General features: G+C 71.9%; 18 protein-coding genes and 1 CRISPR repeat array. Of the genes, 8 read left to right on the forward strand and 10 right to left on the reverse strand.

The window, feature by feature from the left end:
• Positions 1–2: 2 nt before the first annotated feature.
• Positions 3–578 carry a TerD family protein gene (locus tag PV682_RS39270; protein WP_319737041.1) on the reverse strand — a complete coding sequence of 192 codons (576 nt, stop codon included), beginning with the start codon at positions 576–578 and terminating at the stop codon, positions 3–5.
• Positions 579–797: 219 nt separating this feature from the next.
• Here PV682_RS39270 and PV682_RS39275 point away from each other — a divergent pair, with 219 nt between their 5' ends.
• Together PV682_RS39275 and PV682_RS39280 are read left to right on the forward strand one after the other, a co-directional pair.
• The gene (locus tag PV682_RS39275; protein ID WP_319737043.1) at positions 798–2,621 is read left to right on the forward strand and encodes a phosphatidylglycerol lysyltransferase domain-containing protein; all 1,824 of its coding nucleotides are present in this window, start codon (positions 798–800) and stop codon (positions 2,619–2,621) included.
• Positions 2,622–2,653: 32 nt separating this feature from the next.
• Positions 2,654–3,739, forward strand: coding sequence for an alpha/beta hydrolase (locus PV682_RS39280; RefSeq protein WP_319737046.1), 1,086 nt, complete (start codon positions 2,654–2,656; stop codon positions 3,737–3,739).
• A 3-nt stretch (positions 3,740–3,742) separates the two neighbouring features.
• On the opposite strand, the gene PV682_RS39285 is transcribed toward PV682_RS39280, so the two are convergent.
• Complete coding sequence (locus PV682_RS39285) at positions 3,743–4,258, reverse strand: hypothetical protein (protein WP_319737049.1); 516 nt, start codon at positions 4,256–4,258, stop codon at positions 3,743–3,745.
• A 266-nt stretch (positions 4,259–4,524) separates the two neighbouring features.
• Between PV682_RS39285 and PV682_RS39290 the strand changes: the two genes are divergently transcribed.
• On the forward strand, positions 4,525–5,652 hold the full coding sequence (locus PV682_RS39290) for a sensor histidine kinase (protein ID WP_319737052.1): 1,128 nt from the start codon (positions 4,525–4,527) through the stop codon (positions 5,650–5,652).
• Positions 5,653–5,841: 189 nt separating this feature from the next.
• Here PV682_RS39290 and PV682_RS39295 read toward each other — a convergent pair whose 3' ends face one another.
• The gene (locus tag PV682_RS39295) at positions 5,842–7,236 is read right to left on the reverse strand and encodes a macro domain-containing protein (RefSeq protein WP_319737054.1); all 1,395 of its coding nucleotides are present in this window, start codon (positions 7,234–7,236) and stop codon (positions 5,842–5,844) included.
• 221 nt (positions 7,237–7,457) lie between these two features.
• On the opposite strand from PV682_RS39295, the gene PV682_RS39300 reads away from it, so the two are divergent.
• A complete protein-coding gene (locus tag PV682_RS39300; protein WP_319737056.1) occupies positions 7,458–8,288 on the forward strand; it encodes a macro domain-containing protein in 831 nt (276 codons plus the stop codon).
• Positions 8,289–8,290: 2 nt separating this feature from the next.
• On the opposite strand, the gene PV682_RS39305 is transcribed toward PV682_RS39300, so the two are convergent.
• From PV682_RS39305 to PV682_RS39330, 6 genes are all read right to left on the reverse strand, one after another.
• Positions 8,291–8,989 carry a nucleotide-binding protein gene (locus tag PV682_RS39305; protein ID WP_319737058.1) on the reverse strand — a complete coding sequence of 233 codons (699 nt, stop codon included), beginning with the start codon at positions 8,987–8,989 and terminating at the stop codon, positions 8,291–8,293.
• Between the two features lie 13 nt (positions 8,990–9,002).
• The gene (locus tag PV682_RS39310; protein ID WP_319737059.1) at positions 9,003–10,625 is read right to left on the reverse strand and encodes a hypothetical protein; all 1,623 of its coding nucleotides are present in this window, start codon (positions 10,623–10,625) and stop codon (positions 9,003–9,005) included.
• A 23-nt stretch (positions 10,626–10,648) separates the two neighbouring features.
• On the reverse strand, positions 10,649–11,311 hold the full coding sequence (locus tag PV682_RS39315) for a nuclear transport factor 2-like protein (RefSeq protein ID WP_319737061.1): 663 nt from the start codon (positions 11,309–11,311) through the stop codon (positions 10,649–10,651).
• 162 nt (positions 11,312–11,473) lie between these two features.
• Entirely contained in the window at positions 11,474–11,881 is a 408-nt protein-coding gene (locus tag PV682_RS39320) for a hypothetical protein (RefSeq protein ID WP_319737064.1), read from the reverse strand.
• A gap of 53 nt (positions 11,882–11,934) precedes the next feature.
• Entirely contained in the window at positions 11,935–13,461 is a 1,527-nt protein-coding gene (locus PV682_RS39325; protein ID WP_319737066.1) for a sensor histidine kinase, read from the reverse strand.
• Positions 13,448–14,128 (reverse strand): response regulator transcription factor, encoded by a 681-nt coding sequence (locus PV682_RS39330; protein WP_319737067.1) that lies wholly within the window; start codon positions 14,126–14,128, stop codon positions 13,448–13,450. The genes PV682_RS39325 and PV682_RS39330 overlap by 14 nt, the downstream gene beginning before the upstream one ends.
• A 116-nt stretch (positions 14,129–14,244) precedes the next feature.
• Between PV682_RS39330 and PV682_RS39335 the strand changes: the two genes are divergently transcribed.
• Positions 14,245–15,696: a glycosyltransferase family 39 protein gene (locus PV682_RS39335; RefSeq protein ID WP_319737069.1), complete on the forward strand. Its 1,452-nt coding sequence runs from the start codon at positions 14,245–14,247 to the stop codon at positions 15,694–15,696.
• Between the two features lie 189 nt (positions 15,697–15,885).
• Here the strand turns inward: PV682_RS39335 and PV682_RS39340 are convergent, their stop codons facing one another.
• Complete coding sequence (locus PV682_RS39340) at positions 15,886–17,934, reverse strand: prenyltransferase/squalene oxidase repeat-containing protein (RefSeq protein WP_319737072.1); 2,049 nt, start codon at positions 17,932–17,934, stop codon at positions 15,886–15,888.
• A 351-nt stretch (positions 17,935–18,285) separates the two neighbouring features.
• On the opposite strand from PV682_RS39340, the gene PV682_RS39345 reads away from it, so the two are divergent.
• The 3 genes from PV682_RS39345 to PV682_RS39355 all read left to right on the forward strand — a co-directional run bounded on the left by PV682_RS39345 (position 18,286) and on the right by PV682_RS39355 (position 21,695).
• Positions 18,286–19,701: an FAD-dependent monooxygenase gene (locus PV682_RS39345; protein WP_319737075.1), complete on the forward strand. Its 1,416-nt coding sequence runs from the start codon at positions 18,286–18,288 to the stop codon at positions 19,699–19,701.
• Between the two features lie 225 nt (positions 19,702–19,926).
• Positions 19,927–21,285: a cytochrome P450 gene (locus PV682_RS39350; protein ID WP_319737077.1), complete on the forward strand. Its 1,359-nt coding sequence runs from the start codon at positions 19,927–19,929 to the stop codon at positions 21,283–21,285.
• Positions 21,286–21,368: 83 nt separating this feature from the next.
• A complete protein-coding gene (locus tag PV682_RS39355) occupies positions 21,369–21,695 on the forward strand; it encodes a hypothetical protein (protein ID WP_319737079.1) in 327 nt (108 codons plus the stop codon).
• A 788-nt stretch (positions 21,696–22,483) separates the two neighbouring features.
• Positions 22,484–25,195: a CRISPR direct-repeat array (repeat unit 29 nt; unit sequence GTGGTCCCCGCGCACGCGGGGGTGTTCCC).
• Positions 25,196–25,780: the final 585 nt, after the last annotated feature.

Genomic DNA, 25,780 nt, shown 5'->3' on the forward strand with positions numbered 1-25,780 from the left:
TTTCAGACGTCGACGCCGAAGTCCTGGGCGATCCCGCCCAGCCCGGACGCGTAGCCCTGGCCGACGGCGCGGAACTTCCACTCCGCGCCGTGCCGGTACAGCTCGCCGAAGACCATCGCGGTCTCGGACGCGGCGTCCTCGCTGAGGTCGTAGCGGGCGATCTCGGCCCCGCCCGCCTGGTTCACGACCCGGATGTAGGCGTGGCGCACCTGCCCGAAGCTCTGCGCGCGGGCGGCGGCGTCGTGGATGGAGACGGGGAAGACGATCTTCGCGACCTCGGCGGGGACGGCGGCGAGGTTCACGTCGATGACCTCGTCGTCGCCGTCGCCCTCACCGGTCAGGTTGTCGCCGGTGTGCTCGACGGAGCCGTCCGGGCTCTTGAGGTTGTTGTAGAAGACGAAGTGCGCGTTGGAGAGGACCCTGCCGTTCTCGCCGCACAGCAGCGCGCTCGCGTCGAGGTCGTAGTCGGCGCCCGTGGTGGTGCGGACGTCCCAGCCGAGGGCGACCCGTACGGCCGTCAGACCCGGCGCCTCCTTGCTCAGCGAGACGTTGCCGCCCTTGGACAGCGAAACACTCATGACGTTCTCCTTGCTGGTCGGGGTGTGTCCGGCCGGTGTTCCCGGCGTGTCTCCAACCTCGCCGACGCCCCGGGCCGCCGGTATCCGACGGGTGGCCGGTCACCCCCCGCCACACGGCGGGCGCGGCATCCGCCGCCCGGCGCGACCCGCCACCCGGCGGGGTACGTGCCCCCGGTTGCCGGATGCCAATTGCTCCGGACTTTCGCGAATGTCGTAGACGTGACCGCACAGACCACCCCGCCCACGACAGCCGCACAGACCACCACCCCGCCCACGACCGCCGCGAAGCCCACCCCGTCCACCACAGCCGTAGAACCGCCCCGATACCGCCGAGCGGCGGCAGCGGCGAGCGTCTGGTACCTGCGCGCCATGGCCCTGCTCAACGTCCTGGCGGTGCTCTCCGTCCCCCTGCACGACGGGGTGCGGCGGCACAACGAGGGCGAGTACTTCACCCCGTACCTGCTGACCGCCGGCCTGGTGTCGGCGATCCTCGCGCTGTGGCTGGCCGTGGCGATGCGCAGGCGCAAGCGTGCGGCGTGGATCGTCAACACGGTCCTCACCGCGCTGACCCTGACGGGCATGGCCCTCTTCCTGTTCGTGCCCGACGAGGACGTCGACTTCGGCCACCACTGGATGAACTGGGCCTCCGCCGCGCTCACCGCCCTGTTCCTGCTGGCCCTGCTCGCGGGGCGCCGGGAGTTCACGTCGAAGGGCGACCGCTCCAACCCCCGGACGGCGCTCGCGACCCTGGCGGGCGGCCTGGTCCTGAGCAGCGCGCTGGGCCTGGCGCTGGTGCAGGCGACCGGCACCGCCACGGGAGCGAGCCTGACCGACCGGCTCGGCTACGTCCTGGCCCGCTTCGTCACCCTGGACCCCACCGAGAAGGCGTCCCGCCTCATCGAGGTCCCCGGCTGGGTCGACGGCACCCTCAACGTGACGGCGGCCCTGCTGTTCCTGAGCGTCCTGTACGTGGCGTTCCGCAGCCCCCGGGGCCGGGTGGTGCTCACCGAGGACGACGAGAACCGGCTGCGCGCCCTCCTGGACCGGCACGGCGAGCGCGACTCCCTGGGCTACTTCGCGCTGCGCCACGACAAGGCGGCCGTCTTCTCCCCGAGCGGGAAAGCGGCGGTGACCTACCGCGTCGTCGGCGGTGTCTCCCTCGCCTCCGGCGACCCCGTCGGAGACCCCGAGGCGTGGCCGGGCGCGATCGACGCCTGGCTGGCCGAGGCCCGGGAACACGCGTGGGTCCCGGCCGTCATGGGGGCCTCCGAGGAAGCGGGCGTGATCTACGCGCGGCACGGTCTCAGCGCCCTCGAACTGGGCGACGAGGCCGTCGTCGAGGTCGCGGACTTCACCCTGGAGGGGCGCGCGATGCGCGGGGTCCGGCAGGCGTACAACCGGGTCGAGCGCGCCGGATACACCGTGCGTGTCCGCCGCCACGAGGACATCCCCGAGCCGGAGATGGCCCGCCTGGTGGCCGACGCGGACCGCTGGCGCGACGGGGCGACCGAGCGCGGCTTCTCGATGGCGCTGGGCAGGCTCGGCGCGCCGGACGACGGGCGCTGCGTGATGGTCGAGTGCCACGACGCGGACGGCGAACTGCGCGCGCTGCTCAGCTTCGTCCCCTGGGGCCGCGAGGGGCTCTCCCTCGACCTGATGCGCCGGGACCGGGCGGGCGACAACGGGCTCATGGAGTTCATGGTCATCGGACTCCTGCGGCGGGCCGACGAGGTGGGCCTCGCCCGGGTCTCGCTGAACTTCGCGATGTTCCGGTCGGTCTTCGAGCGCGGGGACCGGCTCGGCGCCGGGCCCGTGCTGCGGCTGTGGCGCGCCGTCCTCGGGTTCTTCTCCCGCTGGTGGCAGATCGAGTCGCTGTACCGGGCCAACGCCAAGTACCGGCCGGTCTGGGAGCCCCGCTACATCCTCTTCCAGAAGAGCGGCGAACTGCTGCGGATCGCGCTGGCCTGCGGCCGGGCGGAGGGCTTCGTGACGACGCCGGGTCTGCCCGCCCTCTTCCGCAGGCGGTCGCGCGCCGCCTCCTGACTCCCCGCACACACCCGAGAAAGTTCCTCCCCATGGGTCTCACCAGTACCGCTGTCCTGACGCTCGCCGTGCTCGCGGCGGTGACGCTGTTCGTGCTCACGATCGTGCTCTGGCCACGCCTCGCCCGGCGTACCTGGCGCGCGCTCCTGGGCCGTACCGGGCTGCTGCTGGCGACCCAGACCATGGTCTTCGCCTCGGTCGGCCTCGTCGCGAACAACGCCTTCATGTTCTACGCGTCCTGGGCCGACCTCCTCGGCCTGGAGCAGGCGGACGGCACGGTCGTGAACCACTCGTCCGGCACGGGGCAGCTCACCGTGGTGAGCAGACAGCCCTCGGCGGGCGGGCAGATCCAGAAGGTCGTCGTACGGGGCGCGCGGTCCAGGATCAACGCCCCCGCGTACGTCTACCTCCCGCCGGAGTACTTCCGGCCGGAGCACGCGAAACGGACGTTCCCCGCGTCCGTCGTCCTCACCGGCTACCCCGGCAACGCCATGTCCCTGATCAAGGGGCTGAAGTACCCCTCGACGGCCCACCGGCTCGCGGCGCGCGGGAAGATGCAGCCGATGATCCTGGTGATGCTGCGCCCGACCGTCGCACCGCCCCGCGACACCGAGTGCGCGGACGTCCCCGGCGGCCCGCAGACCGAGACGTTCCTCGCGCAGGACCTGCCCCGGGCGATATCGGGCGCCTACCGCGTCGGCGGACACGCCCGCAACTGGGGCGTCATCGGGAACTCGACCGGCGGCTACTGCGCGCTGAAACTGGGCCTGCACCACCCGGACCGGTTCGCGGCGAGCGCGGGCCTCTCCCCGCACTACAAGGCCCCCCACGACCTCACCACGGGCGACCTCTTCCACGGCGACCGGAACCTGAAGAACCGCGCCGACCTGCTGTGGAGCCTGGACCACGTGCCCGCCCGCGCCTCGTCCTTCCTGGTCAGCAGCTCGAAGACCGGCGAGCGCAACCTCAAGGACACCATGGCGTTCATCAGCAAGGTCCGGGCGCCCGCCCGCGTCTCGTCCATCGTCCTCGACAGCGGCGGCCACAACTTCACCACCTGGAAACGGGAGATCGCCCCCACCCTGGAGTGGATCGGCGGCCGGCTCGCCGCGAGGTGACGCCTACTTGATGACGGCGTTGGCCGCCACGACCGCAAGCCCCAGCAGCGCGTCCGCCACCCCGATCAGCCAGGCCGACCGCCAGGTACGCCCGGCGGCGCGGGCCGCGAGCAGACCCCACGCGAACAGCAGCGCCACGTTCACGGCGAAGGCCACGTACTCGACCCCCGCCGAGGGCCACCACCCCCAGCCCGCGCCGAGCAGCAGGACGACCGTCGGCCCCGTCGCCATCACCAGCGGCCACTCGGACACCAGCAGCCGCACCGCCGCGCGCACCCCGTGGTGGGTCTGGTCGCCGCGCAGGGCGATCAGATGCGCGTACCCGTGCGCGACGGCCGACGCGACGGCCGTGATCAGGAGCCACTGGGCGCTGCTGAGCCGCTCGCCGGGCGCCGTCTCACCCTCCCCCGTCAGCGCGGCCACCATGGAGCTGGCCAGCACCGCCCCGTACACACCCCCGAACAGCACATGGGGCCGGGCCAGAGCGCGGACGGACTGACGCAGAGACGGACGGGACATGGCTGGCTGTTCCTCGGGCGGTACGGACGACGGTGCGCCCCACGGACTCGGGCGGGGACTCGGGCTCGGACTCGGGCTCGGGCTCGGGCGAGCCCACGGTACGTGAGCCCCCCCGACCGGCTGGACCTCCCCCGCCGGGTGGCCACCCTTCCCGGCGGACCCGGTCACCGGGTGACGTACCGGACGTACCGTCGGCAGCGGAAGAGACCGACGGGAGGAGACGTGGCGGTGGACGACATGCGGGTGCCGGCGGGGAGCGGTCGGCGATGAACACGGGCCGGGCGCTGTGGCGGCGCGTGCCGCGTCCCGCCGTCGACGCGGGCCTGGCCGCGCTCGCCGCGCTCGACGCGTGGGGCAACCTGCACGACGAGGCGGCGACGCCGTTCATGTGGGCGTGCGTCGCCCTGGGCTGTACGGGGCTGCTGCTGCGCCGGTACGCCCCGCTGGCCGTCGTCGTGCTGACCCTGCCCATGACCCTGTTCCTGGACGTGGCGGTCGCGCCGCTCGCCGCCCTGTACACGCTGGCCACGCGCACCCGGAACCGTCCGCTGCTGGTCGGCTGCGCCCTGCTGAGCGCGGCGGCGGGCACCCTCGTGTGGCCCCTGTCCGAGTCGTTCTCCGGCGACCGGACCTGGACGCTCGTCCAGTCCGTCTACACGCTGGCCACGTCCTTCGCCCCGGTCCTCGTCGGCCAGCTCGTCCAGGCCCGGCGCGACCTGCGCCGGCAGCTCGTCGAGATCGAGGAGGTCCGCGAGCACGAGCGCGCGCTGTACGCGCAGAACGTCCTCGCCCGGGAACGCGCCCAGCTTGCCCGCGAGATGCACGACGTCGTCTCGCACCAGGTCAGCCTGATCGCCGTGCAGGCGGCGGCCCTCCAGGTCGCCGCCCACGACCCCGGGCAGGCCGTCGACGGGGCCCGGGCGATCCGCACGCTGAGCGTGAACACCCTCGACGAACTCCGGCACATGGTCACCCTGCTGCGCGCCTCCAGCGGCAAGGAGACCGAGCTCTCCCCCCAGCCCACCCTCGCCGACCTCAAACGGCTGATCGCGGGCAGCGGCATCGAGACCACCCTCACCGGCGAACTCCCTCCCGGCATCAGTACGACCGCCCAGCGCACGATCTACCGGACGGTCCAGGAGGCCCTCACGAACGTCCGCAAACACGCCCCGGGCGCCCGCGCCGACATCCGCCTCTGGCACGACCCGCACCACTTCGGCGTCACCGTCACCAACACCGCCCCCACCCGCCCCACCGTCCCCCTCCCCAGCGCCCACCACGGCCTGATCGGCCTGCGGGAACGCGCCGAACTCCTCGACGGCACCTTCACCGCCGGCCCCACCCTCCCCGCCGGCTACCGCGTCGAGCTACGGGCCCCCACGAAGTCCTCGTGACTCGGAATCGGTTCGGAAGCGGAGAGCGGGTGCCCGCGGAAGCGGCGGGCGCGGTGCAGTGGAGTCCGGTGAGGCCGGGCGGCGGTGGCGGACCGCGTGACCGGTGGGACGGCGCCGCAGACGGGGAGCCCAGAGATGCGGAGGAACCCACCGGACCGGGGGGCGGGAACCACCACCCACCGCCCGGCCTCACCTCGGGTCCGGGCCCCGCTCCAGGTCGGGCACCAACTCCTGGAACCGTCTCTCGACCGGCGACAGGTCGGTTCTCGCCAGGTCCTCCGGCCGTACCACGACGCGGAGTTCGGGTGTGAGCGCGGGATAGCGGCGACAAGCCTCGATGAACGAGTCGACGATCAGCCCCACGAGCTGCCCCCGGTCGAGATCGGTGACCCGCGCGAGCCCCGACCCGATGAGCGGAACGGCGACCGGTTTGAACAGCCCGTGCACCGCGACCGACGCCCACAGGCTCTCCAGGCTGACGCGCAGGTCGTCATGCCCGGAGTGGGCCACCAGGTCGTTGCCGAGCCGCGAGTAGGCGGTCGCGAACACCCGGCGTCCGCCGTCCACGGGGACGACGACGGTGGTGCCGAGCGGGTAACGCACGCGCCGCCCCCGGGGTTTGGCCCGCACGCTCTCGGTCGCGACGGCCCGCACCGTACGCAGCCCGGACCTGAGCTTCTCGTCCAGCAGCCGGCGTTCCCCGGCGAACAGGCGGTCCACGAGCTGACTCTGCACGCTCTCGCCGCTGATGACGATCGACTGGTCGGACTCGGTGTCGAAGGTGTCCGTGAAACCGACGACCAGGTTGGCGTCCGTCTGCTCGAACAAGTCGCCCCGGACCAGGACGACATCGGCCCGCTGACCCGGCAACGGCACCCGGTGGCGCATGAGTTCGGCGCCGTGCCGGGCGCGCAGCGTGGCCCGCAGGGCGTCCAGGGTGTGCGCGGCCTCAGCGTCGTCGGGGTGGTCGCGGACGATCGACTCGGCGACCGGCAGGGCGAGTTCGGGGCGGCCCAAGTCGGCCTGGACACGCACGAGTTCACGGCGGGCGGCGTCCCGCAGGGCGGTGAGGCGGCGGATGAAGGGCTCCGCGAAAGCCTCGCCGTCGACCTCGGCCAGCGGGCGGCCGTAGAGCAGGGACAGCGCCTCGTCGAGCCGGTGCGCGGCGGTGGCGGGCGGGTCGAGCAGGGCGCCGCGGACGAGGTCGGTGAACCGCGCGCTGTCCAGCTCCCCGGGCCGCAGGACCAGGCGGTAGGCCGACTCCGTGCCGTGCAGGGTGACTTGCTGCTCGGTGCGCAGGACGCGGGCGCCGGTGCCGTCCTGCCGGGGGTCGAGGGCGCGGCGCAGCTCCAGCACGCGTTTCTGCACCTCGTTGCGGTTGCGCTGGGCCAGATGGCGCGGCTCGTCGGCCAACCCCCAGACGTCACGCCGCAGTTGCCGTACCGGAACGGCCTCGCCCTCGGCGGCCACCAGGCGGACCAGCAGCCGGGTGGTCAGCGGTGTCAGCCGCACCGCGACGCCGTCCACTTCGAGCCGGACCGGGCCCAGGACCTTCACTTGGATGTGCGTTCGTGCATCGGCCACTCGCGTCGCCCCCGCCGCATCTGTGCGCCACTCTGCGTAACTCTCAAGTGACGGGCAGATTATCACGATGCCTTGGAGGAACGATGTGTCCGGGTGTTCCCGGTGGACCGGGTGCGACACGGCTGCCACGACGGCCGATACGACGGCCGGCCCGGCTGATACGCCGGCTGATACGGCGGCCGTCGCGGCGGCACGGGACCCGCCGCGCCCGGCAGCTCTTCGTGCGGAACACGGCCGTCGCGTTCGGCGGGATGTCCGCGCTGCTCCAGTTCACCGGCCAGCTCTTCCCCGGCGGCCTGCCCGACGCCGGACTCGTCAGCCTGGTGTCGGTGGGCGCCTGCCTGGTGTGGGGGCTCCGCGCGGCCCGGCCGGTGCAGCGGGTGCGGCAGGAGTTCCGGCGGCCGGACATGACGGTGGTGGTCGAGGCGGGCGACGTCTTCGACCAGAGCGCGCACCTCGTCGTCGGGTTCTGCGACACCTTCGACACCGAGCCGGAAGCGTCCGTCGTCATCAACGGCGACAGCGTGCAGGCCCAGCTGCTGGCCCGGCGCTACGACGGCGACGTACGGCGGCTGGACGCCGAACTGGACGCGGCGCTCGCCCCCTTCACCCCGGTCGCGCGCGAGGAACGGGCCCGCAAACCGCTCGGCAAACTGGACCGGTACCCGATCGGCACGGTCGCGGTGCTCGGCGCCCGGCCCCGGCTCGTGTTCGCCGTCGCCTACAGCCGGATCGGCAACGACTACGTGGCCGCCTCCAGCGTCGAGGACCTCTCGGCCGGGCTGACCCGGCTGTGGGAGGCGCTGCGCGACCACGCCCAACTGGAGTGCGTGGCCATGCCGTTGGTGGGCTCGGGGCTCGCCCGGCTCGGCCATCTCGACCTGGACAGCCTGCTGCGGCTGCTGCTGATGTCCTTCGTCGCCCGCTCCCGGGAAGGCGCCGTCTGCCGCGAACTGCGGGTGCTGGTACGGCCGTCGGACCTGGAGCGGATCGACATGCGGGAACTGGGCGCCTTCCTGAACACCCTCGCGTCGGGGCCCGCCGCACCGTGAGGTCAGGCGAGCCGCCGATAGGCCGACAGGTTCGCGAAGGGCGAGGTGTCGAGCCAGTCCGGCCGGGCGTCGTCCAGCCGGCACTCGGCCACCTTCAGCCGCGCGACGATCTTCCTGAGGGACTCCTCCGACCCGTCGAAGCGGATGACGTTGCGCCCGGCCGTGTCGGCGGGCTGCCGCAGCCGGCCGACCTCGACGATCACGGTCCGCTCGGGGTAGGCCATCAGCACCATGCCCAGCTCGATCAGCACGTTCTGCCGCGGCTGTCCGGTGAGCCGGGTCTCGTCGTCATGTTCGCGGTCGCCCAGCAACTGCGGGTGCAGCTTGGCGATGTCGTCCGGCGTGAGCAGCACCAGCGCGGCCTGCGCCTGGGACGGCGCGTGCGCGACGACCTCGCCGAGGAAGGGCGACGCCTTGCCGGTGGCGCGCACCAACTCCTCCCACTCCAGGGGCCGCAGGTCCAGGCGGCGCAGCAGCCCGAACATCGCCGAGCGCACCTCCTCGTCGCGGCCGTGCACGACGAAGACGCTGCGGGCGCGGACGTCGTCGGAGGGGAACGTGGGTGTCCCCGGCTCCGACGGCTGCTCCCGCTTCTCGACGGCGGAGGCCGCCGGTGCTTCATGGAAGTCGTAGCCGAACCGCTGGTTGCCGTCGCCGGTGACGACCTGGTTGTTGTCGCCGAACGTGAAGTTCCCGCTCATGGTCCCCGCCCCCTCAGTCGCCGGCCGGACCGGCCGGACCGGATGAACCGGACGAACCGCCGCCGGATTCGTGGTAGTTGTAGCCGAAGCCGTGATTGTTGTCCCCCGCGATCACCTGATTCCGGTCCCCCATCAGGATGTTGGTCTGCGCGCGGTCGTGCTCGGCGAGGTCGATGTTGTGCTCCGCGAGGAACGCCCGGATGTTCTGGAGCGTGCGGCGCTGCACGATCTGCATGTACTTGACGGCGTCGGTCTTCTGGAAGAAGTGGTGGTAGGTGGTGCTGGTGGCCATCTCCCGGACGCTGGTCAGCGCACCGCAGTCGACCGCCTCGGTCGCGTAACGGCCCAGCTGGAACTCGCTGTTGTCGACCACCGCGGTCCGCACCTCGGTGCCGGCCCCGACGCTGGCGCGGCTGCGTCCGGGGCGCAGCAGCCGTCGTACCGACGCCGGCAGGAACCGCTCCGGGACCAGGTACAGCGGCGACAGCGCCAGCGCCAGGACGCGCATCGGTACGGCCTTGACCATGCCCCACGCGACCCGCACGGCCAGCCGGCCGTCGAAGGCGTCGGGGAGCCGGTCGGCGAGGTGGAAATCGTCCACCAGCGGGCCGAGCACGTAGGTGTAGAACTCGGTGTGCAGGGTGTCGCCCTTGAGGTCGAACCCGACGAAGACCGAGGTCACCAGCTCCTCGTTCCACGAACCGACCCGCACGCACAGGTACTCGCGGGCCGAGTCGTAGTCCTCCCGCCAGTGGATCTCGGGAAGGTCGTCCACACCCGGCAGCCGGGACCAACCGGGGCCGCGCGTACGGTCGTTGGTGCGGATGGCGGTGGTGAAGCGGCGCTGCTCGACGGTCAGGCCCTCGATGCGCTCGTCGCCGCGGACCTCGTCGCGCAGTTCCGCCCGCATCCGGGCGGCCACGTAGTCGGTGATCTCGCGGACGGTGAACGGCACGGGCGTCTCGCGCGCCTCCAGGTCCAGGGTGGCGCCGCCGCCGTCGGCCTTCGTCCGGGTGTCGATCCGCTTCTTGCGCGCGCCGAGCAGGAGTTGGGCGTTGGACCACTCGCGCAGGAGTTCACCGGCACCGACGAACGGCCGGAAGCCGCTGTAGAAGACGAGGCCGCTGCCGCTGGACTGCTCGTGGTCGATCTTGTGGACGACGGTGTCGGTGAGGGCCCGGTCGGCGGGGTAGGCGCCGTCGAAACCGCCGTCGGGGCGGGTCTCCTTCAGCCGGGTCATCAGGGTGTGCAGGGTCACGATGCGCCGCAGGTAGGCCACGGCCCACAGCGCCCACACCAGGAACAGCGCGGCCAGGAGGAAGTTCAGCACGCCCAGGACCAGCAGCAGCCAGACCACGAACGCCGAACCGAGGCCCACGGCCCACTGGAGGCGGTGCAGCCGGCGGGCGGCGAGCGCGTGGGCGAGCACCGACACGGCGTCGTAGCCGTACGACGGCGCCACGACCCGGGGGTAGTTGTGCAGCAGCTCCCGGATTACCGCGCGGCGGTAGCCGGCGTCGAGGTAAGTGCCCGCGGACAGCAGGCGGGTGGCCTTGGTGCACGCGTACACGCGGGCGGTGCGCGGCGGTTGAGGCCCCGGGTCGGGCGGACGGGGATGGATCACCTGGGTGGTCACGGCGGTTCGCTCCTGCCGGATGGTCAACTGGTCTGGGTGCCCCTGGCACGGACGATCTCGCCACCGCTGACGGTGTAGACGCTGTCGAACGTCTTCGTCGTGCCGTCCGTCTGGCGCGCTTCGAGGGTCAGCGCCACGTCGTCGCCCCGCACGGAGGTGATGGTGATGCTGTCCGACTCGGTGGTGGCGAAGCCCTCGACGAACGTGTCGTAGTCGCGGTCGAGGTTCTTGCCGCCGAGGGACCAGGCGGTCGCGAAGTCACGGTCGTTGATGGCCGCGAAGTAGGCGGTGACGACGGCTTCGGGGCCGGTGGCGTCGGACGGGGAGGGGGAGGGGGACGGTGACGGGGTGGCGCTCTCCTCGTAGGCCGGAGCGGACGGGGTCGCGCTCTCCTCGTAGAGGGGATCGCCGGTCGAGTCGTACGGCACGGGCGTGTCGGTCGCCTCCTCCGTCTCCGTCTCCTCCGTCGCCTCCGCCGTCTCCGAGGTCCCCGGCCAGCCCGACGAGCCGCTCCAGTCGCCGCCGGACCCGCCGGAGTCGTCGCCGCCCGACAGGCTCACGACCAGCGTCAGGAGCAGCGCGAGCACCAGCGGTACGCCGACGACGGCGAGCCCCCAGGTGCGGGCGGGCCCGGCCGGCGGGACGAGCCCGACGCCCTGGTAGGACGGTGGTCCTGGGTCGTTCATGGGTACTCCAACGTTCACGACCCGTGAGACGCACGAGCCGGCAGCGAGCCGACGGCGAGGAGCGCACGGAACGGCTGGATGACACCGCCGATGCGACCAGAACGCCCGCTTCCGCCACCAGAGCCGATCCGCTTCCGATGCGCTTCCGCCCGTACCCCCGCCTCAGTCCTCGTCCCCCCAGAACCCCTCCTCGTTCTGGAACCCCTCCTTCAGCGGCACCTTCTCCTCCTCTTCCAGCGCCTCGCCCGCCGCCATGATCGCCGTCTCGTACATGTCGACCACCTGCTCCACCGTCCGCCCCGAGGAGCGCGCGACCTCGGCCACCGCCGCCACCGCCCAGTTCGCCAGCGACAGCGCGAACGCCATCAGCGCGTCCTCCCCCAGCCCCCGCTTCACGCCCAGCAGGTAGGCGAGGTTGAGGTACGGCACCATCTCCGGCTCGCCCACATTCCCCGCGCTGGACCGCACCATCTCGATGGTCGTCCGGGACGCCTGCCCCCGCAGCGGCAGCAGCCGCTCCCGCTCCGCGTACACCTCGGCCAGCATCTGCCGCCGCTGCTTCTTGTCCACGCCGTTCCTCCAACCACTCGGTCTTCCCCCAACGTCCCCGATCCCGCGGGCTATTACCTCCCGTTCGATCCAACTATGCGAGCGGTTGGACCCCCTTCGGCCGACGGCAGGCGGAGCAGGAAGCACGCCCCGAGGGTGCGGGGCGCGAGCGTGAGGGTCCCGCCGTGCCGCTGGGCCAGGTCCCGGGCGATGGCGAGCCCCAGCCCGGTCCCCCCGTCGTCCCTGGAGCGCGCGTCGTCCAGCCGTACGAACCGCTCGAAGATCCGCTCGGCGTCCTCGCCGGGCACCCCCGGCCCGTCGTCGTGCACCGCGAGCACGACCCACCCGTCCTCCTCCCGGACGGTGACCTGGATCCGGTGCGCGGCATGCCGGACGGCGTTGTCGACGAGGTTGCGCACCAGCCGCTCGTACTCGCCGGCGTCCCCGAGGACGTACGCGCTCTCCGCGCCGTCCCACGTGAGCGCCAACTCCCGCTCCCCGAGCGGATACTGCTCGACCAGCCGCGCAGCGACCTCGGCCAGGTCCACGGCCCCGATCCCGCCCCCCGTCCGCGTGTCCAGCCGCGCGAGCAGCAGCAGGTCCTCGGCGAGCGCCTGGAGCCGGCGCGTCTGCCGGGCGGCGGTGGTCGCCGCCGCGGGCCAGTCCGTACGGTCCGGATAGGCGAGCGCGACCTCCAGGCTGGCCAGCAGTGTCGTCAGCGGACTGCGCAGCTCGTGCGCGGCGTCCGCGACGAACCGGCGCTGCTGGGCTGCGGCGTTGTCGAGGCGCTGGAGGGTGGTGTTGATGGTGGTGGCGAGCGCGGCGATCTCGTGCCCCGAGGCGGGCACGGTGACGCGTTCGCGGGGGTTGTTCGGGGTGACGGAGGCGGTGAGCACCCGGATCGCCTCGACGGGGCGCAGCGCGACGCGTACGGCGCCGTAGGTCGCGGCGGCGATGAGGACGACGCTGACGAGGGCGGCCCGCAGCAGCAGGTCGTCGACGGTGCCGGTGATCGCCCGGGCCGTGTCCGGGAGCGCCACCACGTAGGCCCGCAGCGTGGAGCCGGCGGCGACGCCCAGCGCGGCGGCACTGCCGCGGTCCAGCTCACCGGCCCAGATGTCGACGTACAGGACGGGGTAGGTCCCGCCCGCCAGGTCGAATCTGTTCGCGGGCGGGTCGTAGTCGCGGCGCGCGGGTATGCGCAGGTGCTCAACGTCGTAGCCCCAGCTGTCCTCCGTGATCGCGTTCACCGGCGCGTGGAGCGCGGGCGGGGCGGGCAGTACATGGCCGCTGCCGGCATCGAAGAAGTCCATGCCCCCGCCGGAGGCGACAGGGGTACGCCGGCCGGTCGCGACGACCTCGAACGGCAGGGTGCTCCTGCGGCTGGGCATCCCCCCCTCCGTCAACTGGTCGACGAGAGCGAAGAGTTGCCCACGGGCCTGGTCCTCGACGATCCGCGCGCTCTCGCGTTCGACCTCGTCATGCACCCACCAGCCGATCCCCAGCAGGATGCCGGCGGCGGTCAGCGCGGCGGTCAGCGCGGCCAGCGCCCGCACCGACCGCGGCCACCACCACCGCCGCCGCGCCTCACGCCCGTTCACGGTCGTCCACCAGCCGGTACCCCGCTCCCCGCACCGTCTCCAGCGACCGCCGCCCGAACGCGACGTCGACCTTCTTGCGCAACGCACTCACCCTCGCCTCCACCAGATTCGGATCCAGGGCCTCGTCGGGCCACGCGTGATACAGCAGATCCCCCTTGGACACCGCCTGCCCGGCCCGCCGGGCGAGCAGCTCCAGTACGGCGAACTCCCGGGGCGTCAGATCGACCCGCACCCCGCCCCGCCGGCACACCCGCCCGGCGACGTCCAGCGACAGGTCCCCCACCGCGAGCACGGGCGGCGCGACCGCCGCCGCCCGCCTGACCAGCGCCCGCAGCCGCGCGACGAGCACCAGGTACGAGAACGGCTTGGCGAGGTAGTCGTCGGCGCCCGTGTCCAGCGCCTCGGCCTGGTCCCACTCCCCGTCCTTCGCGGTGAGCACCAGGATGGGCGTCGCGTTGCCCTCCCGGCGCAACTGGGCGCAGACCTTGTATCCGTTGAGCCCGGGGAGCATCAAGTCCAGGACGACCAGGGCGTATTCGCCGGTCCGGGCCATCCACAGCCCCTGCCGGCCGTCGTGCGCGAGGTCGACGCTGTAGCCCTCGGCGGTCAGTCCGGTGTGCAGGGTCCGCGCAAGGTCCACCTCGTCTTCGACCACCAGGATCCGCATGCGGTGCAGCCTCGCACAGCGTGCGGCCCCCTTCCTGACCGTCCGATCAGCTCGGATCAGCGGCGGATCAACGGGGCGCGGGCACGCTGACGGCCCACCTCCCGAAGGGCCCACCGATGTCCGTCCTTGTCGCGACCGAGCCGGTCCCCACCCCCGTACGCCGCCCCGCCACCCGGGCGTGGATCACCCTCGCCCCCGCTGCCCTGACCCTCGCCCTGGGCCTGTGGGGCATCCGCCGCCGGAACACGCTGTGGGGCGACGAGGCGGTCACCTACGACCTGGCCCACCGCACCCTGCCCCAGATCTGGGCCACGGCCCAGCACATCGACCTCGTCCACGCCCTGTACTACGCCGTGATGCACGCCGTCTTCACCGCCTTCGGCGACGGCCTCGTCCCCCTACGGCTCCCCTCGGTCCTCGCGACGACCGCGGCGGCGGCCGGCGTCACGGCCCTGGGCGTACGCCTGGCGGGCCCCCGCGCCGGGCTCCTCGCCGGGCTGGCGTTCGCCGTCCTCCCCCAGGTCCAGAAGTACGCCCAGGAAGGCCGCTCGTACGCGATGGTCTGCGCCCTGATCACCTGGGCGACCCTCGCCCTGGTCACCCCCACCCGGTGGCGCTGGCCGCTCTACGGCTCCACCATGCTCCTGGCCTGCCTCCTCCACGAGTTCGCGGCCCTCGCCCTCGCCGCCCACGGCACCACCCTGCTCGTCTCCCGGGTACCCCGGCGAGTACTGCGGGCGTGGTCCCTGACAGCCGCCTCCGTCATCACCGGCCTCCTCCCCCTGGCCATCCGCAGCGCGGGCCAGTCCGCCCAACTGGCCTGGATCGAAAGCCCGGTACGCCTCCCCGGCGTCCTGCTCATGACGGCGGTGGCGGCGGCCTGCGCACTGACGCCGCCGCGCGCCCGAGGCCCCGTACACCTCACCGCACTGGCCCTCCCCCTGGCCGTGCTCCCCACGCTCCTCCTGCTCCTCGCCTCCCTCGCCAAGCCCCTGTTCGTGGACCGGTACGTCCTCTACAGCACCACCGGAACCGCACTCCTCCTCGGCGCCTGCCTGGACCACACCCTCCGCCGGACCCCCCTCATCACGTACGCCGCGCTCCTCACGGCCCTCACCGCCCTGATCCCACCGAGCCTCACCCTCCGCACCCCGGAGAGCCGCACCAACAACGCCACCGCCATCACCGCCGCCATCCTCCAAGCGGCCCGCCCCGGCGACGGCCTCCTCTACCTCCCCACCCACCACCGCACCCTCACCACCCCCACGGCCCCCCTCCCCACCGACCTCGCCCTCTCCCGAACCCCCACCGCCTCCAACACCCTCACCGGCATCGAGTTCCCCGCCGAGGACATCGCCGCCCGCATGCTGCGCTTCGACCGCATCCTCGTCCTCCACACCAACCCCGCCCCGCCCACCCCCCAGGACCAGGCCAAGACGAACACCCTGCACCACCACTTCCGCCCCCACACCTCGACCCAACTCCACGGGGCACGCATCACCGTCTACGTCAGACGAACCGACAAGCCCCCCTCCGCCCCGCGTTTCCACAGCTCAGAGGGGGTCTGAAGAAGTGAAGCCCAGGGGAGTCGAACCCGACACCCCTATCGGCATCCTCTTGCGTCCGGCTCAAGGCACTCGACCTTCGCTCTGCGGCAGGCGGCCCCTGCGGGGTTCGAGACCGAGCGGGAAACGACCGTCCGCGACGAGGCAGGGGCCCCGGCTGTCCGCGCCTACGGACTGGACAGCATGACCAGTTCATACGTGGCCACCGGCATCCACCGAGGACGCCTCAAGACCGCCGTTCCGTTCCCCCTCGACATCGGCCTCACGAACCTCGTGCCCTGAAGCCGAGTTGCACCACATGGCCAGTGCCCAGACGGGAAAGTAGTGCCGGTAGCCGTCGTAGTCGAGAGGTCCGGTGCGGTTGAACGCACCGTGGAAACCTTCCCGGGCGAAGCCGCCGTCCGGGCGTTGGCGGTCGACCAGGAACCGCACGCCCCGTACGCAGGCGGGATGCCGCGCGTATCCCGCCTCGACCAGCGCGAGCAGGGCCCAGGCGGTCATCACCGCCTTCCCCTCGTCCGCGGGGACGTAGCGGCGCTCCACGCAGCTTCGGGGGGACTCGCCCCAGGAGCCGTCCGCGCGCTGGATGGACAGAAGGAAGGCGACAGCTCGCCGGACAGCGGGGTCCGTGCGGGAAACCCCGGCGGCCAGCAGACCGCGAAGGCCGAACCACGTGCCGTAGGTGAAGCAGACACCCCAGAAACCCTCGAAGCTGCCGTCCGTACGCTGGGAGCGCAGCAGGAACTCACGGCCCGCCGCCACCGCCCGGTCGATGCTGCCGGCCGCGGCCGGCGGCGGCACGTGCGCCTGTGCCTCTGTCAGCGCGTGCAGACACGATGCGGTGATCTCGACATGCGAGCAGTCGACCATGATGACGCCGAAGATCTGTGAGGGGTTGAGCCGTTCCAGCCACCTCCCGCCGCGGATCCGCTCGCACATGGGCCAGCCACCGTCCGGGTTCTGATAGGCGAGCAGCAACTCGACGGCATCCTCCAGGCGGGTACGTTCGGGCGTGTCCAGCGCCAGTGCCTCGCCGCGGAAGATCGCGCTGAGCGCCTCGGCGGTGCAGTCGCTGATCACCCAGCCGTACGCGCGCGTGGTGAACGGCCAGCCGCCTCGCGAGCGGTCCCGGTGGAACCGGATGCGGTCCGGAGGGTCGTCACGGATCTGCTGCCTGTCGACGAAGTCGAGTCCCGCCTGCATCGCGGTGCGCGCGCCGGTGCCCTCGACGGCCCGTTGCGCCTCGCCGAGCGCCTGGACGACCAGGGCGGTGTCCCACTGCTGCGTCGAGTTGTTGGGCCGGAGGTCCAGCGTGGGCCCGGGGTTGCGCAGGTAGTCCTCCAGCGCCGCCAGCCCCGTCCGGAAGCGCTCGCCGCCGGGCTCACGGAAATGGTGGACGAGCGAATACAGACAGGCGCAGACAGAACCGTTGACCACACCGTCGGTGATCTCACATTCGTAGTCGATGTGCTGCGCCAGCCGCCGCAGCGCACGAGACCGCAGCCGTCGCGGAACGATCCGCTCCCAGCCGCGAAGCACCGTCGAGACACAGCGGAACGCCCGCGTCAGCGGCTGGTGGTTGTCACACGGCGCGATCGTCGACCGGTGCCCCGACCAGTCGATACGGTCGTACGGCTCGTCGTACAGCTCGGCGCGCAGCGCGCGGACGAGCTCGTCCTCGGGCATGACCGCGCGCTGCCCGTACAGCCACGCCATCGGCATGTACACCTGGCGGGCGTACATCCACAGCCGCCTCGGATGCAGCGGCGCCCATCTCGGCAGCAGCATCGCCTCGGTCGCGAGCGGGTGCAGTCCCTCGTACGAGTAGAGGCCCAGCGGGCACAGCAGGATCTTGCCCCAGGACGCGGAGCGCAGCGGCGTGCCATGCCCGCGGATCCAGGCGCGCAACCGGGCCATGTGCTCGGCGTCCGCGTCCTCGCCCAGCAGCCGGAGCGCCACGTACCCCAGGGTCGAGGTGAACACCCAGCCCGGGCCACCCGCGTACATGCCGACCGAACCGTCGTCCCCGATGGTCGAGACCAGGTGGGCGCGCATCCGCGCCGCGCGCTCGGCGGGGATCGGCGTGCCCGAGACATGGCACATCGTCACATACATCGGCAGCAGAAACGTCGGACCGGTGTACGCGAAGTGCCAACTGCCGTCATCGCTCTGACGTCTCACCAGGTTCTCGACACCCGCGGTCACGGCCGCCGGGACACGCGTGCGGAGCATCTCGTCCATACCAGCGATACTCGGCCACACCCCCAGGGGCCGACAGCCGAGCGTGGCAGCCGTGTGAGCACCCCGCGCCCGCACCGGGCACCGACTGAGGCCGCGACCGCGGGTATCACCCTTTCGCTGGTCCCTGGTGGCGTCGGTGCATCGACGCCACCAGGGTGATCACCGACACCCCATGGCTCACCAGAAGGAGTCGGACAACACCGCATACACCCCCGAGGCCCTGCCGCCGCATGGGCCCGGCGCCGCCGGCTCGCGGGATGCCGGGCCGCCGTGACCACGACACGACAGCCCTTCAGCGCGGGTGATGCTCCCGGAGGACCCGCCCCGGTTTCCGCAGTCCGAGGAGGAGAGATGGCGCCTGTGGACGGGACGTGCGACGCCGTCGTCGTCGGCGGAGGGCCCGCCGGCTGTGCTACGGCGCTCGCGCTGGCCCGTGGCGGCCGGGACGTGCTGGTCCTGGAAGCCGCCCTCGAACCGACCGGCCGGCTGGCGGGCGAGTGGATCCATCCCGCCGGTGTCGGCATCCTCTCGGGGCTGGGGGTCGATCTGACGGGTGCGGGCCACAGTCCCGGGCGGGGATTCGTCACCTATCCCGACGACGGCTCCTCTCCCGTGGTCATCCCCTACCCGGACGGCGTCCAGGCGCAAGCCGCCGAACACCGGCTGCTGGTCGGCGCGTTGTGGTCGGCGGCCCGTGCGCATCCGCGCGTCGCCTTCGCCCAGCAGTGCCGTGCGACGCACGTCGAGGAAGGCCGGGTGCGCTATCTCGACGCCGCCACCCAGACCCGGCGCACCGCGCACGCCCCCCTGATCGTCGGCGCCGATGGCAGGGCCTCCCTCGTACGCCACTCGCTCGGCCTGGAACGGACCTCGACGTCGCTGTCGCGGATGGCGGGATTCCTCATACGGGATGCCGCACTGCCGTACGAGAACTACGCGCACGTGCTGCTGGGAGGACCCGGGCCGGTCATGCTCTACCGCATCGCGCCAGGCGTCGTACGGGTCTGCGTCGACATCCCGGTGCCCCAGGTGCGCCACCGCGCGCTTGCCGCGTACCTCAGCCACCACTACACCCCCGTGTTTCCCCCCGGTCTGCGTCGCGGCTTCGAGGAAGCGATCCGCTCCGGCGCGGCTCAGTGGGCGGCCAACCGGACCGCCGCACGCACCGCCTACGGCCGCGACGGGCTCGCACTCGTGGGTGACGCGACCGGTCACTTCCATCCGCTGACCGCCTCCGGACTCACCCTGGCGTTCGCCGACGCCGAGTGCCTGGCCCGAGCGGCCTCGGTCGAGGACTACGCCGAGAACCGCACGGCGGCGACCAGGACGTCCGAGACCCTTTCCACGCTGCTGTACGAGGTGCTGTCCGGTCCGGGCACGGGAGCGCGGACCGTTCGCCGGTCGGTGTACCGGCTGTGGCGGCGCAGCCCCGCCCAGTGCGCCGCCACACTGTCCCTGCTCGCCGCCGAGGAACACCGGATGGCCCGGCTGTGGTGGGCGGTCCTTCGACCGCTGCTCGATGTGATCGGCGGCACGGTGCGCGATCTGACCGTCGCCCGCACGCCCGAGGAATTCCGGCGGCTCGCGACTGCTGTGGCCGAAAGCATGGCTCTGCTGCGCTGGCTGGCCACGGCGACACGGCACCGATCGGCCTCCGCCTTGCCCGTGTGGCCGTCCGCTTCCACGGAGCACCGGTTTCCAGCGGGCGCGCGGCCACCCTGCTCCGCATCCGCAGGCACGCGACCTCTGCACGATGAGACGACGTGAGATGACACCACCGGACTGCTGCCACGGCCGTGCTCGCCGAAAGCGGGCCTCGAAAAGCGTGCCGACTTCCGCGATCTCCTTGTCGAGGCCGTCACCCCCTTCGCGCGGCGAGCCGCGAGGTCGCGGCCAACTGCTCTCCCGACAGCGCCGCGTGCCCCCGCACCGCCCGGCACCACTGATCTTGCGAATGAACAGCTCGAACCCACGACACGGAAGCAGGGCCCCATGGCTGTGTCCGACGCCGCACCGCTCCGCCCCGTCGCCGGCCCCCGCAGGCTGCCGGTGCTGGGAAATCTGCTCTCGTTCGGCCGGGACCCGCTGGACTTCATGGTGCGTCTGCGCGAGGACCATGGGGACTTCGTCACCTGGTCGCTGGGCCCGCAGCGCTGCGTACTCCTTTCCCACCCGCAGCACATCGCCGCGCTGCTGGCGGCCGACGGAAGCGACTTCGAGAGGTCCGACGTCGGCTGGACCATCAGCCAAGTCACCGGTAACAGCGTCGCCGCGGCCCGCGGCGAGCAGTGGCGCCGCAAACGCACCAAGGTCCAAGCGGCCGTCCGGCCCCGCCAGGTGCGCGCGTACGCCGCGACCATGGCCTCCCATGCCGGCGCTCACGCCGGCCAGTGGCGCGACGGCCAGCGCATCGACGTTCTCGAGGAGATGACGGGAATCACCCAAGGGATCATCAACCGGACCCTGTTCGGCGACACCCCCCAGGCACACGGCCGCGACCTGCGTGCGGCCATGGCCACCGTGGAGCACGAGCTCGCGGCGGCGGTGCTGCGCGGCATCGATCTCTTCCTGCCCGGCTGGGTGCGCACCCCTTCCCGCAAGCGGCTGCTGGCCGCCCTCTCGGTCATCGACGCCGTGATCTACCGACTCATCCAGGAGCGCCGCGCGAATCCCGGCGACCGCCGCCAAGACGTACTCGACATGCTGCTGGCCGAACGCGACGAGCAGGGCAGGCCGCTGACCGACACCGAAGTGCGCGACGAAGCGGTGACGCTGTGGATCGCCGGACACGAGACCACCGCCGCGGCGCTGACCTGGACCTGGCTGGAGCTCTCCGGCGCCGCGCGGACCAGGTCGCGGCTGAGCGAAGAACTGCACCGCGTCCTGGGGGGACGGACTCCCACCCACGAGGACTACGACCGGCTGCCCTACACCCAGCAGGTCGTCAAGGAGGCCCTGCGGCTCTACCCGCCCATCTGGACGCTGAGCATGACCGCCCTCCATGACACCGCCCTGGCGGGCATTCCGATTCCGGCCCGCACCCTGGTGTGGTGCAGCCAGTGGTCCGTCCACCGCGACCCGAGGTGGTTCCCCGATCCCCAGACGTTCCAGCCGGAACGTTTTGCCGTCGGCTCCCCGGTCTCCGCCACCGACCACGCCTGGTTCCCCTTCGGCACCGGCCCGCGCGCCTGCCTCGGCGCACGCTTGGCCCAGGTCCAAGTCGTCCTCGTCCTGGCCGCATTGGCACAACGCTTCCACTTGGACGTCGACCCAGGCCGGATCGCCCCCCTCCCCGGCGCCATCCTCAGACCGGCCGCGCCCGTCCTCGCGACCGTGCGCGCCCTTCGCTGAGCCCGCCCTGCTGATCCTTTCCTTCCCGTGGGCGTCAAGTCCGAGCCGAGTCACCGGATGCCCGGCAGGCGTTGATCGAGCCGATGATCACCGCCTGGAAGCAGGACCGGGTGGCGCGGTCGGCGACCGGGGATCCCGGGTGGCGTCATCTGCCGCACGACCTGCCGATCCGGCCGACGCTGTTGATCACCAACCAAACAAGGGCCCCCGAGATCGTCTGCTTCACGGAATGCGCCGACACGGCCCGCTCCGAAGGTCTCCAGCTCTGCGCGCTCGGTACGTACCTCCGCGAGGCGCTTGACCAGGTGCTCTTCCTTCTCGTCCAGCCTGGCGCGCAGGAAGGCGGCATGAGCGGACACTTCGGCGACCTCCGCCATCCCGCGAGCCTACGAACGCACCCGGCCCCGTGACCGGACTACAGCCCCGTCCGCCTCCTCGGTCAATGAGCCCAGGAGATCCACGGGAGAGCGACGGCGGCCAGCAGCGCAGTACTGACACGTCAGCACACAATATCCGGATAAAAACCCCCCCTGACCACGTTTCCGCAGGTCAGGGGGGTCAGAAGAAGTGGAGCCTAGGGGAGTCGAACCCGAGACGGACAAGCCGCTGACCTGCGACTTCACCAACGAGCTAGGGCAAACTACCCGTTTCCACCCTGCTTGAATCTCCCTCGATCCAGCTCGACCCTGAAGGCGTGCCCATTGGTGGGCACACCCCTCCAATGGTTCGCATTCGCTAAGTCGAGATGATCCATATCGCAGATCGGACGGCACTTAATCATCTCAAACTCGGCCCAAAAGGGGGAAACTTGGGGTTCCACAAGCACCTTGTTGATGAATGCCAAGGACGCCGAGGACGATCTGAACTTCGCCTAGCAAACGTCCATACTGACGCCCGGCAGACTGCCGTCAGCAAGCCTCTGCGCCCGGAGCGGCCCCGCACCCCACCGCGCCCCCGAAACGACCTCTGACAACCAGCAGCGATCCGTACGATTAGCATCTCGACGCTGGGGAGACCGATGCCCTTCACGCCCTTGATCAGCCAACACGCGGACCACAATGGCCAGCGCTGCATCACCAGCACAAGCACTTCCCAGCCCCCCTCTTCCGACAAACTGCCACCAGTGACCGTGATGTCCGTTTCTCCACAAGTAACGAAAAACAGCCCAGCGGCCAGATAAAGCCCCAGCTCACGCACTGTGGTCCCCGCGCACGCGGGGGTGTTCCCCGCGTCGCGGTCCACGCGGCGCCCCGCTGCACGTGGTCCCCGCGCACGCGGGGGTGTTCCCTGATGGGACATCTCGTCGTTCAAGCCGGGGTGGTGGTCCCCGCGCACGCGGGGGTGTTCCCCTCATCCCCGGCGACCGGCACGTGATCGTGTTGTGGTCCCCGCGCACGCGGGGGTGTTCCCAGGCCGAAGAGGGCCGTCAAGAACTTCCACGAGTGGTCCCCGCGCACGCGGGGGTGTTCCGCGGCTGATTGGCCACCACTTGGTTCTCGATCGTGGTCCCCGCGCACGCGGGGGTGTTCCCCAGCAGACGAGGCCGCCGAGGAGTGGCTGGCCGTGGTCCCCGCGCACGCGGGGGTGTTCCCAGCCTCGGCTTCTACCTCTTCGACACCGTCCGGTGGTCCCCGCGCACGCGGGGGTGTTCCCGTGTACCGCGCCCTGGTGCCGATGATCGACGAGTGGTCCCCGCGCACGCGGGGGTGTTCCCCCGCCACGGACCGGCACGCACCGCCCCGGGGTGTGGTCCCCGCGCACGCGGGGGTGTTCCCCGACGCCGGTTGTGGCGCGTGGCTCGTTGTGAGTGGTCCCCGCGCACGCGGGGGTGTTCCCCTGCACCGGGAGTCCGAGCTGGCCGACCAGCTGTGGTCCCCGCGCACGCGGGGGTGTTCCCGCCGGGGCCTCCGGTGAGGCGTCGTACACGGCGTGGTCCCCGCGCACGCGGGGGTGTTCCCTAACGCCGTAACGCGCGCACCGATATAGGGGTGTGGTCCCCGCGCACGCGGGGGTGTTCCCTCGGGGATACCGGTGGTGTCGAGGCCCATCGGGTGGTCCCCGCGCACGCGGGGGTGTTCCCGACCGGGAGTTTCCGCAGGTCAGGCCCGGCGGGTGGTCCCCGCGCACGCGGGGGTGTTCCCGCCGGGGCCTTGACGTGCGTCGCCTCACCGAGGTGGTCCCCGCGCACGCGGGGGTGTTCCCTACGACCTCCGGGTGGGCGACCCGGGCACGGTGTGGTCCCCGCGCACGCGGGGGTGTTCCCCGTCCTCGCCGCCGCCCTCCAGGAGGTTGCGGGTGGTCCCCGCGCACGCGGGGGTGTTCCCCCGTCGGGGTTGTTGAGGGCGCCGTCCGAGCAGTGGTCCCCGCGCACGCGGGGGTGTTCCCCCCAAACGGAAGTCCAAACGGGACCCGAAACGGTGGTCCCCGCGCACGCGGGGGTGTTCCCCAGGGCGTCACCGACCGCGCCCTGAAATCCTGGTGGTCCCCGCGCACGCGGGGGTGTTCCCTCGATCAACCGTGCCGTCAGCCGTGCCCAGGAGTGGTCCCCGCGCACGCGGGGGTGTTCCCTGGACCGCACCCAGATCACCGACCTCATCAACGTGGTCCCCGCGCACGCGGGGGTGTTCCCTACCAGCCCGCCGGACGGTACGAGGCCCGAGCGTGGTCCCCGCGCACGCGGGGGTGTTCCCGGGAACGACCGCCGTGGAGGAGAACACGGCGGGTGGTCCCCGCGCACGCGGGGGTGTTCCCGTGGCACTCACAGCCCTGAAGAAGGTCGTCGGGTGGTCCCCGCGCACGCGGGGGTGTTCCCAGCGCGGCGATCACCATGTGCCCGACGTCGTCGTGGTCCCCGCGCACGCGGGGGTGTTCCCCGGTAGCGCCCGTTGCGCCACCCGGCCGGGTTGTGGTCCCCGCGCACGCGGGGGTGTTCCCGGACAGCAAACCGGTCGGGGGGAGGATGCTGAGTGGTCCCCGCGCACGCGGGGGTGTTCCCGACGAACCAGATCCTCCCGAAAGCGACGGCCGGTGGTCCCCGCGCACGCGGGGGTGTTCCCGGGCCGCCGGCACCACGTGGGCCGCCATCGGGGTGGTCCCCGCGCACGCGGGGGTGTTCCCCGTGGCCGTGGGGCAGTCGTCGCTGGCACGGGGTGGTCCCCGCGCACGCGGGGGTGTTCCCAGCGCCGAAGGAACGGTGGCCAGCAGCAGCCAGGGGTCCCCGCGCACGCGGGGGTGTTCCCGGTTCGGACGGAATCGGCTCGATGGACTTCACGTGGTCCCCGCGCACGCGGGGGTGTTCCCGACCGAACGAACCGTCTGGCACCGTGACCGGAGTGGTCCCCGCGCACGCGGGGGTGTTCCCTGGACTCCCTGGGAATGATCTGGAAACCGCAGGTGGTCCCCGCGCACGCGGGGGTGTTCCCCGGTAGCGGCCGTTCCTCCAGCCAGCCGGGTTGTGGTCCCCGCGCACGCGGGGGTGTTCCCCTGGAGGACTGATGGCGACCATTTGGATTGCGGTGGTCCCCGCGCACGCGGGGGTGTTCCCGCCGGGTCGTCGGTGACGACGTACCAGGCGTCGTGGTCCCCGCGCACGCGGGGGTGTTCCCGTCGCTCGGCGTCTCGGCGCCGTGAAGGGGATGTGGTCCCCGCGCACGGGGGGGTGTTCCCGCGATGGCCTGGTTCGTCTTCTCGACGACCTTGTGGTCCCCGCGCACGCGGGGGTGTTCCCCACTCGGCCGGGGCGAGGGTCCACGCGACCTTCTGGTTCCCGCGCACGCGGAGGTGTTCCCCGGCTCAGGTCCATGGCGAGTTCGAGGCCCCAGTGGTCCCCGCGCACGCGGGGGTGTTCCCCTCCAGCCCTGCATCAGATCGCGTCCTCGGTCGTGGTCCCCGCTCACGCGGGCATGTTCCCGGCGGTTACTTCGCACTCAACGCGAAGACCCTGTGGTCCCCGCGCCTGCGAGGGGGTGGTCCCGTGTTGACCATGGCGGTGTACTCATCGCCGTAGCTGTCCCCGCGCACGCGGGGATGTTTCTTCAACAGCCGGCTCCAGAGTCGGCGTACTGTGGTCCCCGCACATGCGGGGGTGTTCCAGGCACCGCCTCACGGCTCTGCACCGCGACCTTCTGGTCCCCGCGCACGCGGGGGTGCCCCCTGGGGAACTTCTCTGTCAACGTGGTCCCCGCGTACGCGGGGTTGGAGAGATCCCAGTCCCTTCACGCTCCACCAGACCAAAACCAACTGGGGGACTTCCCTCAGAACAAGGCTTTCTGGGAAAAGTCCCCGGCATCACCCTGACGCGGGTAGCGTACCCCCCACGCGCCCCGGCAAGCCGGGGCTCAACGCAAAGATGGGCCGGCCTGTGCATGCCCGCCAAAGGATCAGCACAGGTCCGGCCCTGAGGTTCCCCCGAGATGCGGAGTGTGTTGACAGAGGGTCAGATGGGACTCATGAGAGGAACATCGACCATGGCCGCCCCCAGAAAGTACTCGCTGGA

Origin of the sequence: Streptomyces niveiscabiei (assembly GCF_033794345.1) — a bacterium.
Lineage (GTDB): Bacteria > Actinomycetota > Actinomycetes > Streptomycetales > Streptomycetaceae > Streptomyces > Streptomyces niveiscabiei.

Coding starts and splice junctions, on each gene's coding strand:
- PV682_RS39270 (WP_319737041.1), bottom strand. CDS start 578: ATGAGTGTTTCGCTGTCCAAGGGCGGCAACGTCTCGCTGAGCAAGGAG.
- PV682_RS39280 (WP_319737046.1), top strand. CDS start 2,654: ATGGGTCTCACCAGTACCGCTGTCCTGACGCTCGCCGTGCTCGCGGCG.
- PV682_RS39285 (WP_319737049.1), bottom strand. CDS start 4,258: ATGTCCCGTCCGTCTCTGCGTCAGTCCGTCCGCGCTCTGGCCCGGCCC.
- PV682_RS39290 (WP_319737052.1), top strand. CDS start 4,525: ATGAACACGGGCCGGGCGCTGTGGCGGCGCGTGCCGCGTCCCGCCGTC.
- PV682_RS39305 (WP_319737058.1), bottom strand. CDS start 8,989: ATGAGCGGGAACTTCACGTTCGGCGACAACAACCAGGTCGTCACCGGC.
- PV682_RS39315 (WP_319737061.1), bottom strand. CDS start 11,311: ATGAACGACCCAGGACCACCGTCCTACCAGGGCGTCGGGCTCGTCCCG.
- PV682_RS39330 (WP_319737067.1), bottom strand. CDS start 14,128: ATGCGGATCCTGGTGGTCGAAGACGAGGTGGACCTTGCGCGGACCCTG.
- PV682_RS39335 (WP_319737069.1), top strand. CDS start 14,245: ATGTCCGTCCTTGTCGCGACCGAGCCGGTCCCCACCCCCGTACGCCGC.
- PV682_RS39340 (WP_319737072.1), bottom strand. CDS start 17,934: ATGGACGAGATGCTCCGCACGCGTGTCCCGGCGGCCGTGACCGCGGGT.
- PV682_RS39345 (WP_319737075.1), top strand. CDS start 18,286: ATGGCGCCTGTGGACGGGACGTGCGACGCCGTCGTCGTCGGCGGAGGG.
- PV682_RS39350 (WP_319737077.1), top strand. CDS start 19,927: ATGGCTGTGTCCGACGCCGCACCGCTCCGCCCCGTCGCCGGCCCCCGC.
- PV682_RS39355 (WP_319737079.1), top strand. CDS start 21,369: ATGATCACCGCCTGGAAGCAGGACCGGGTGGCGCGGTCGGCGACCGGG.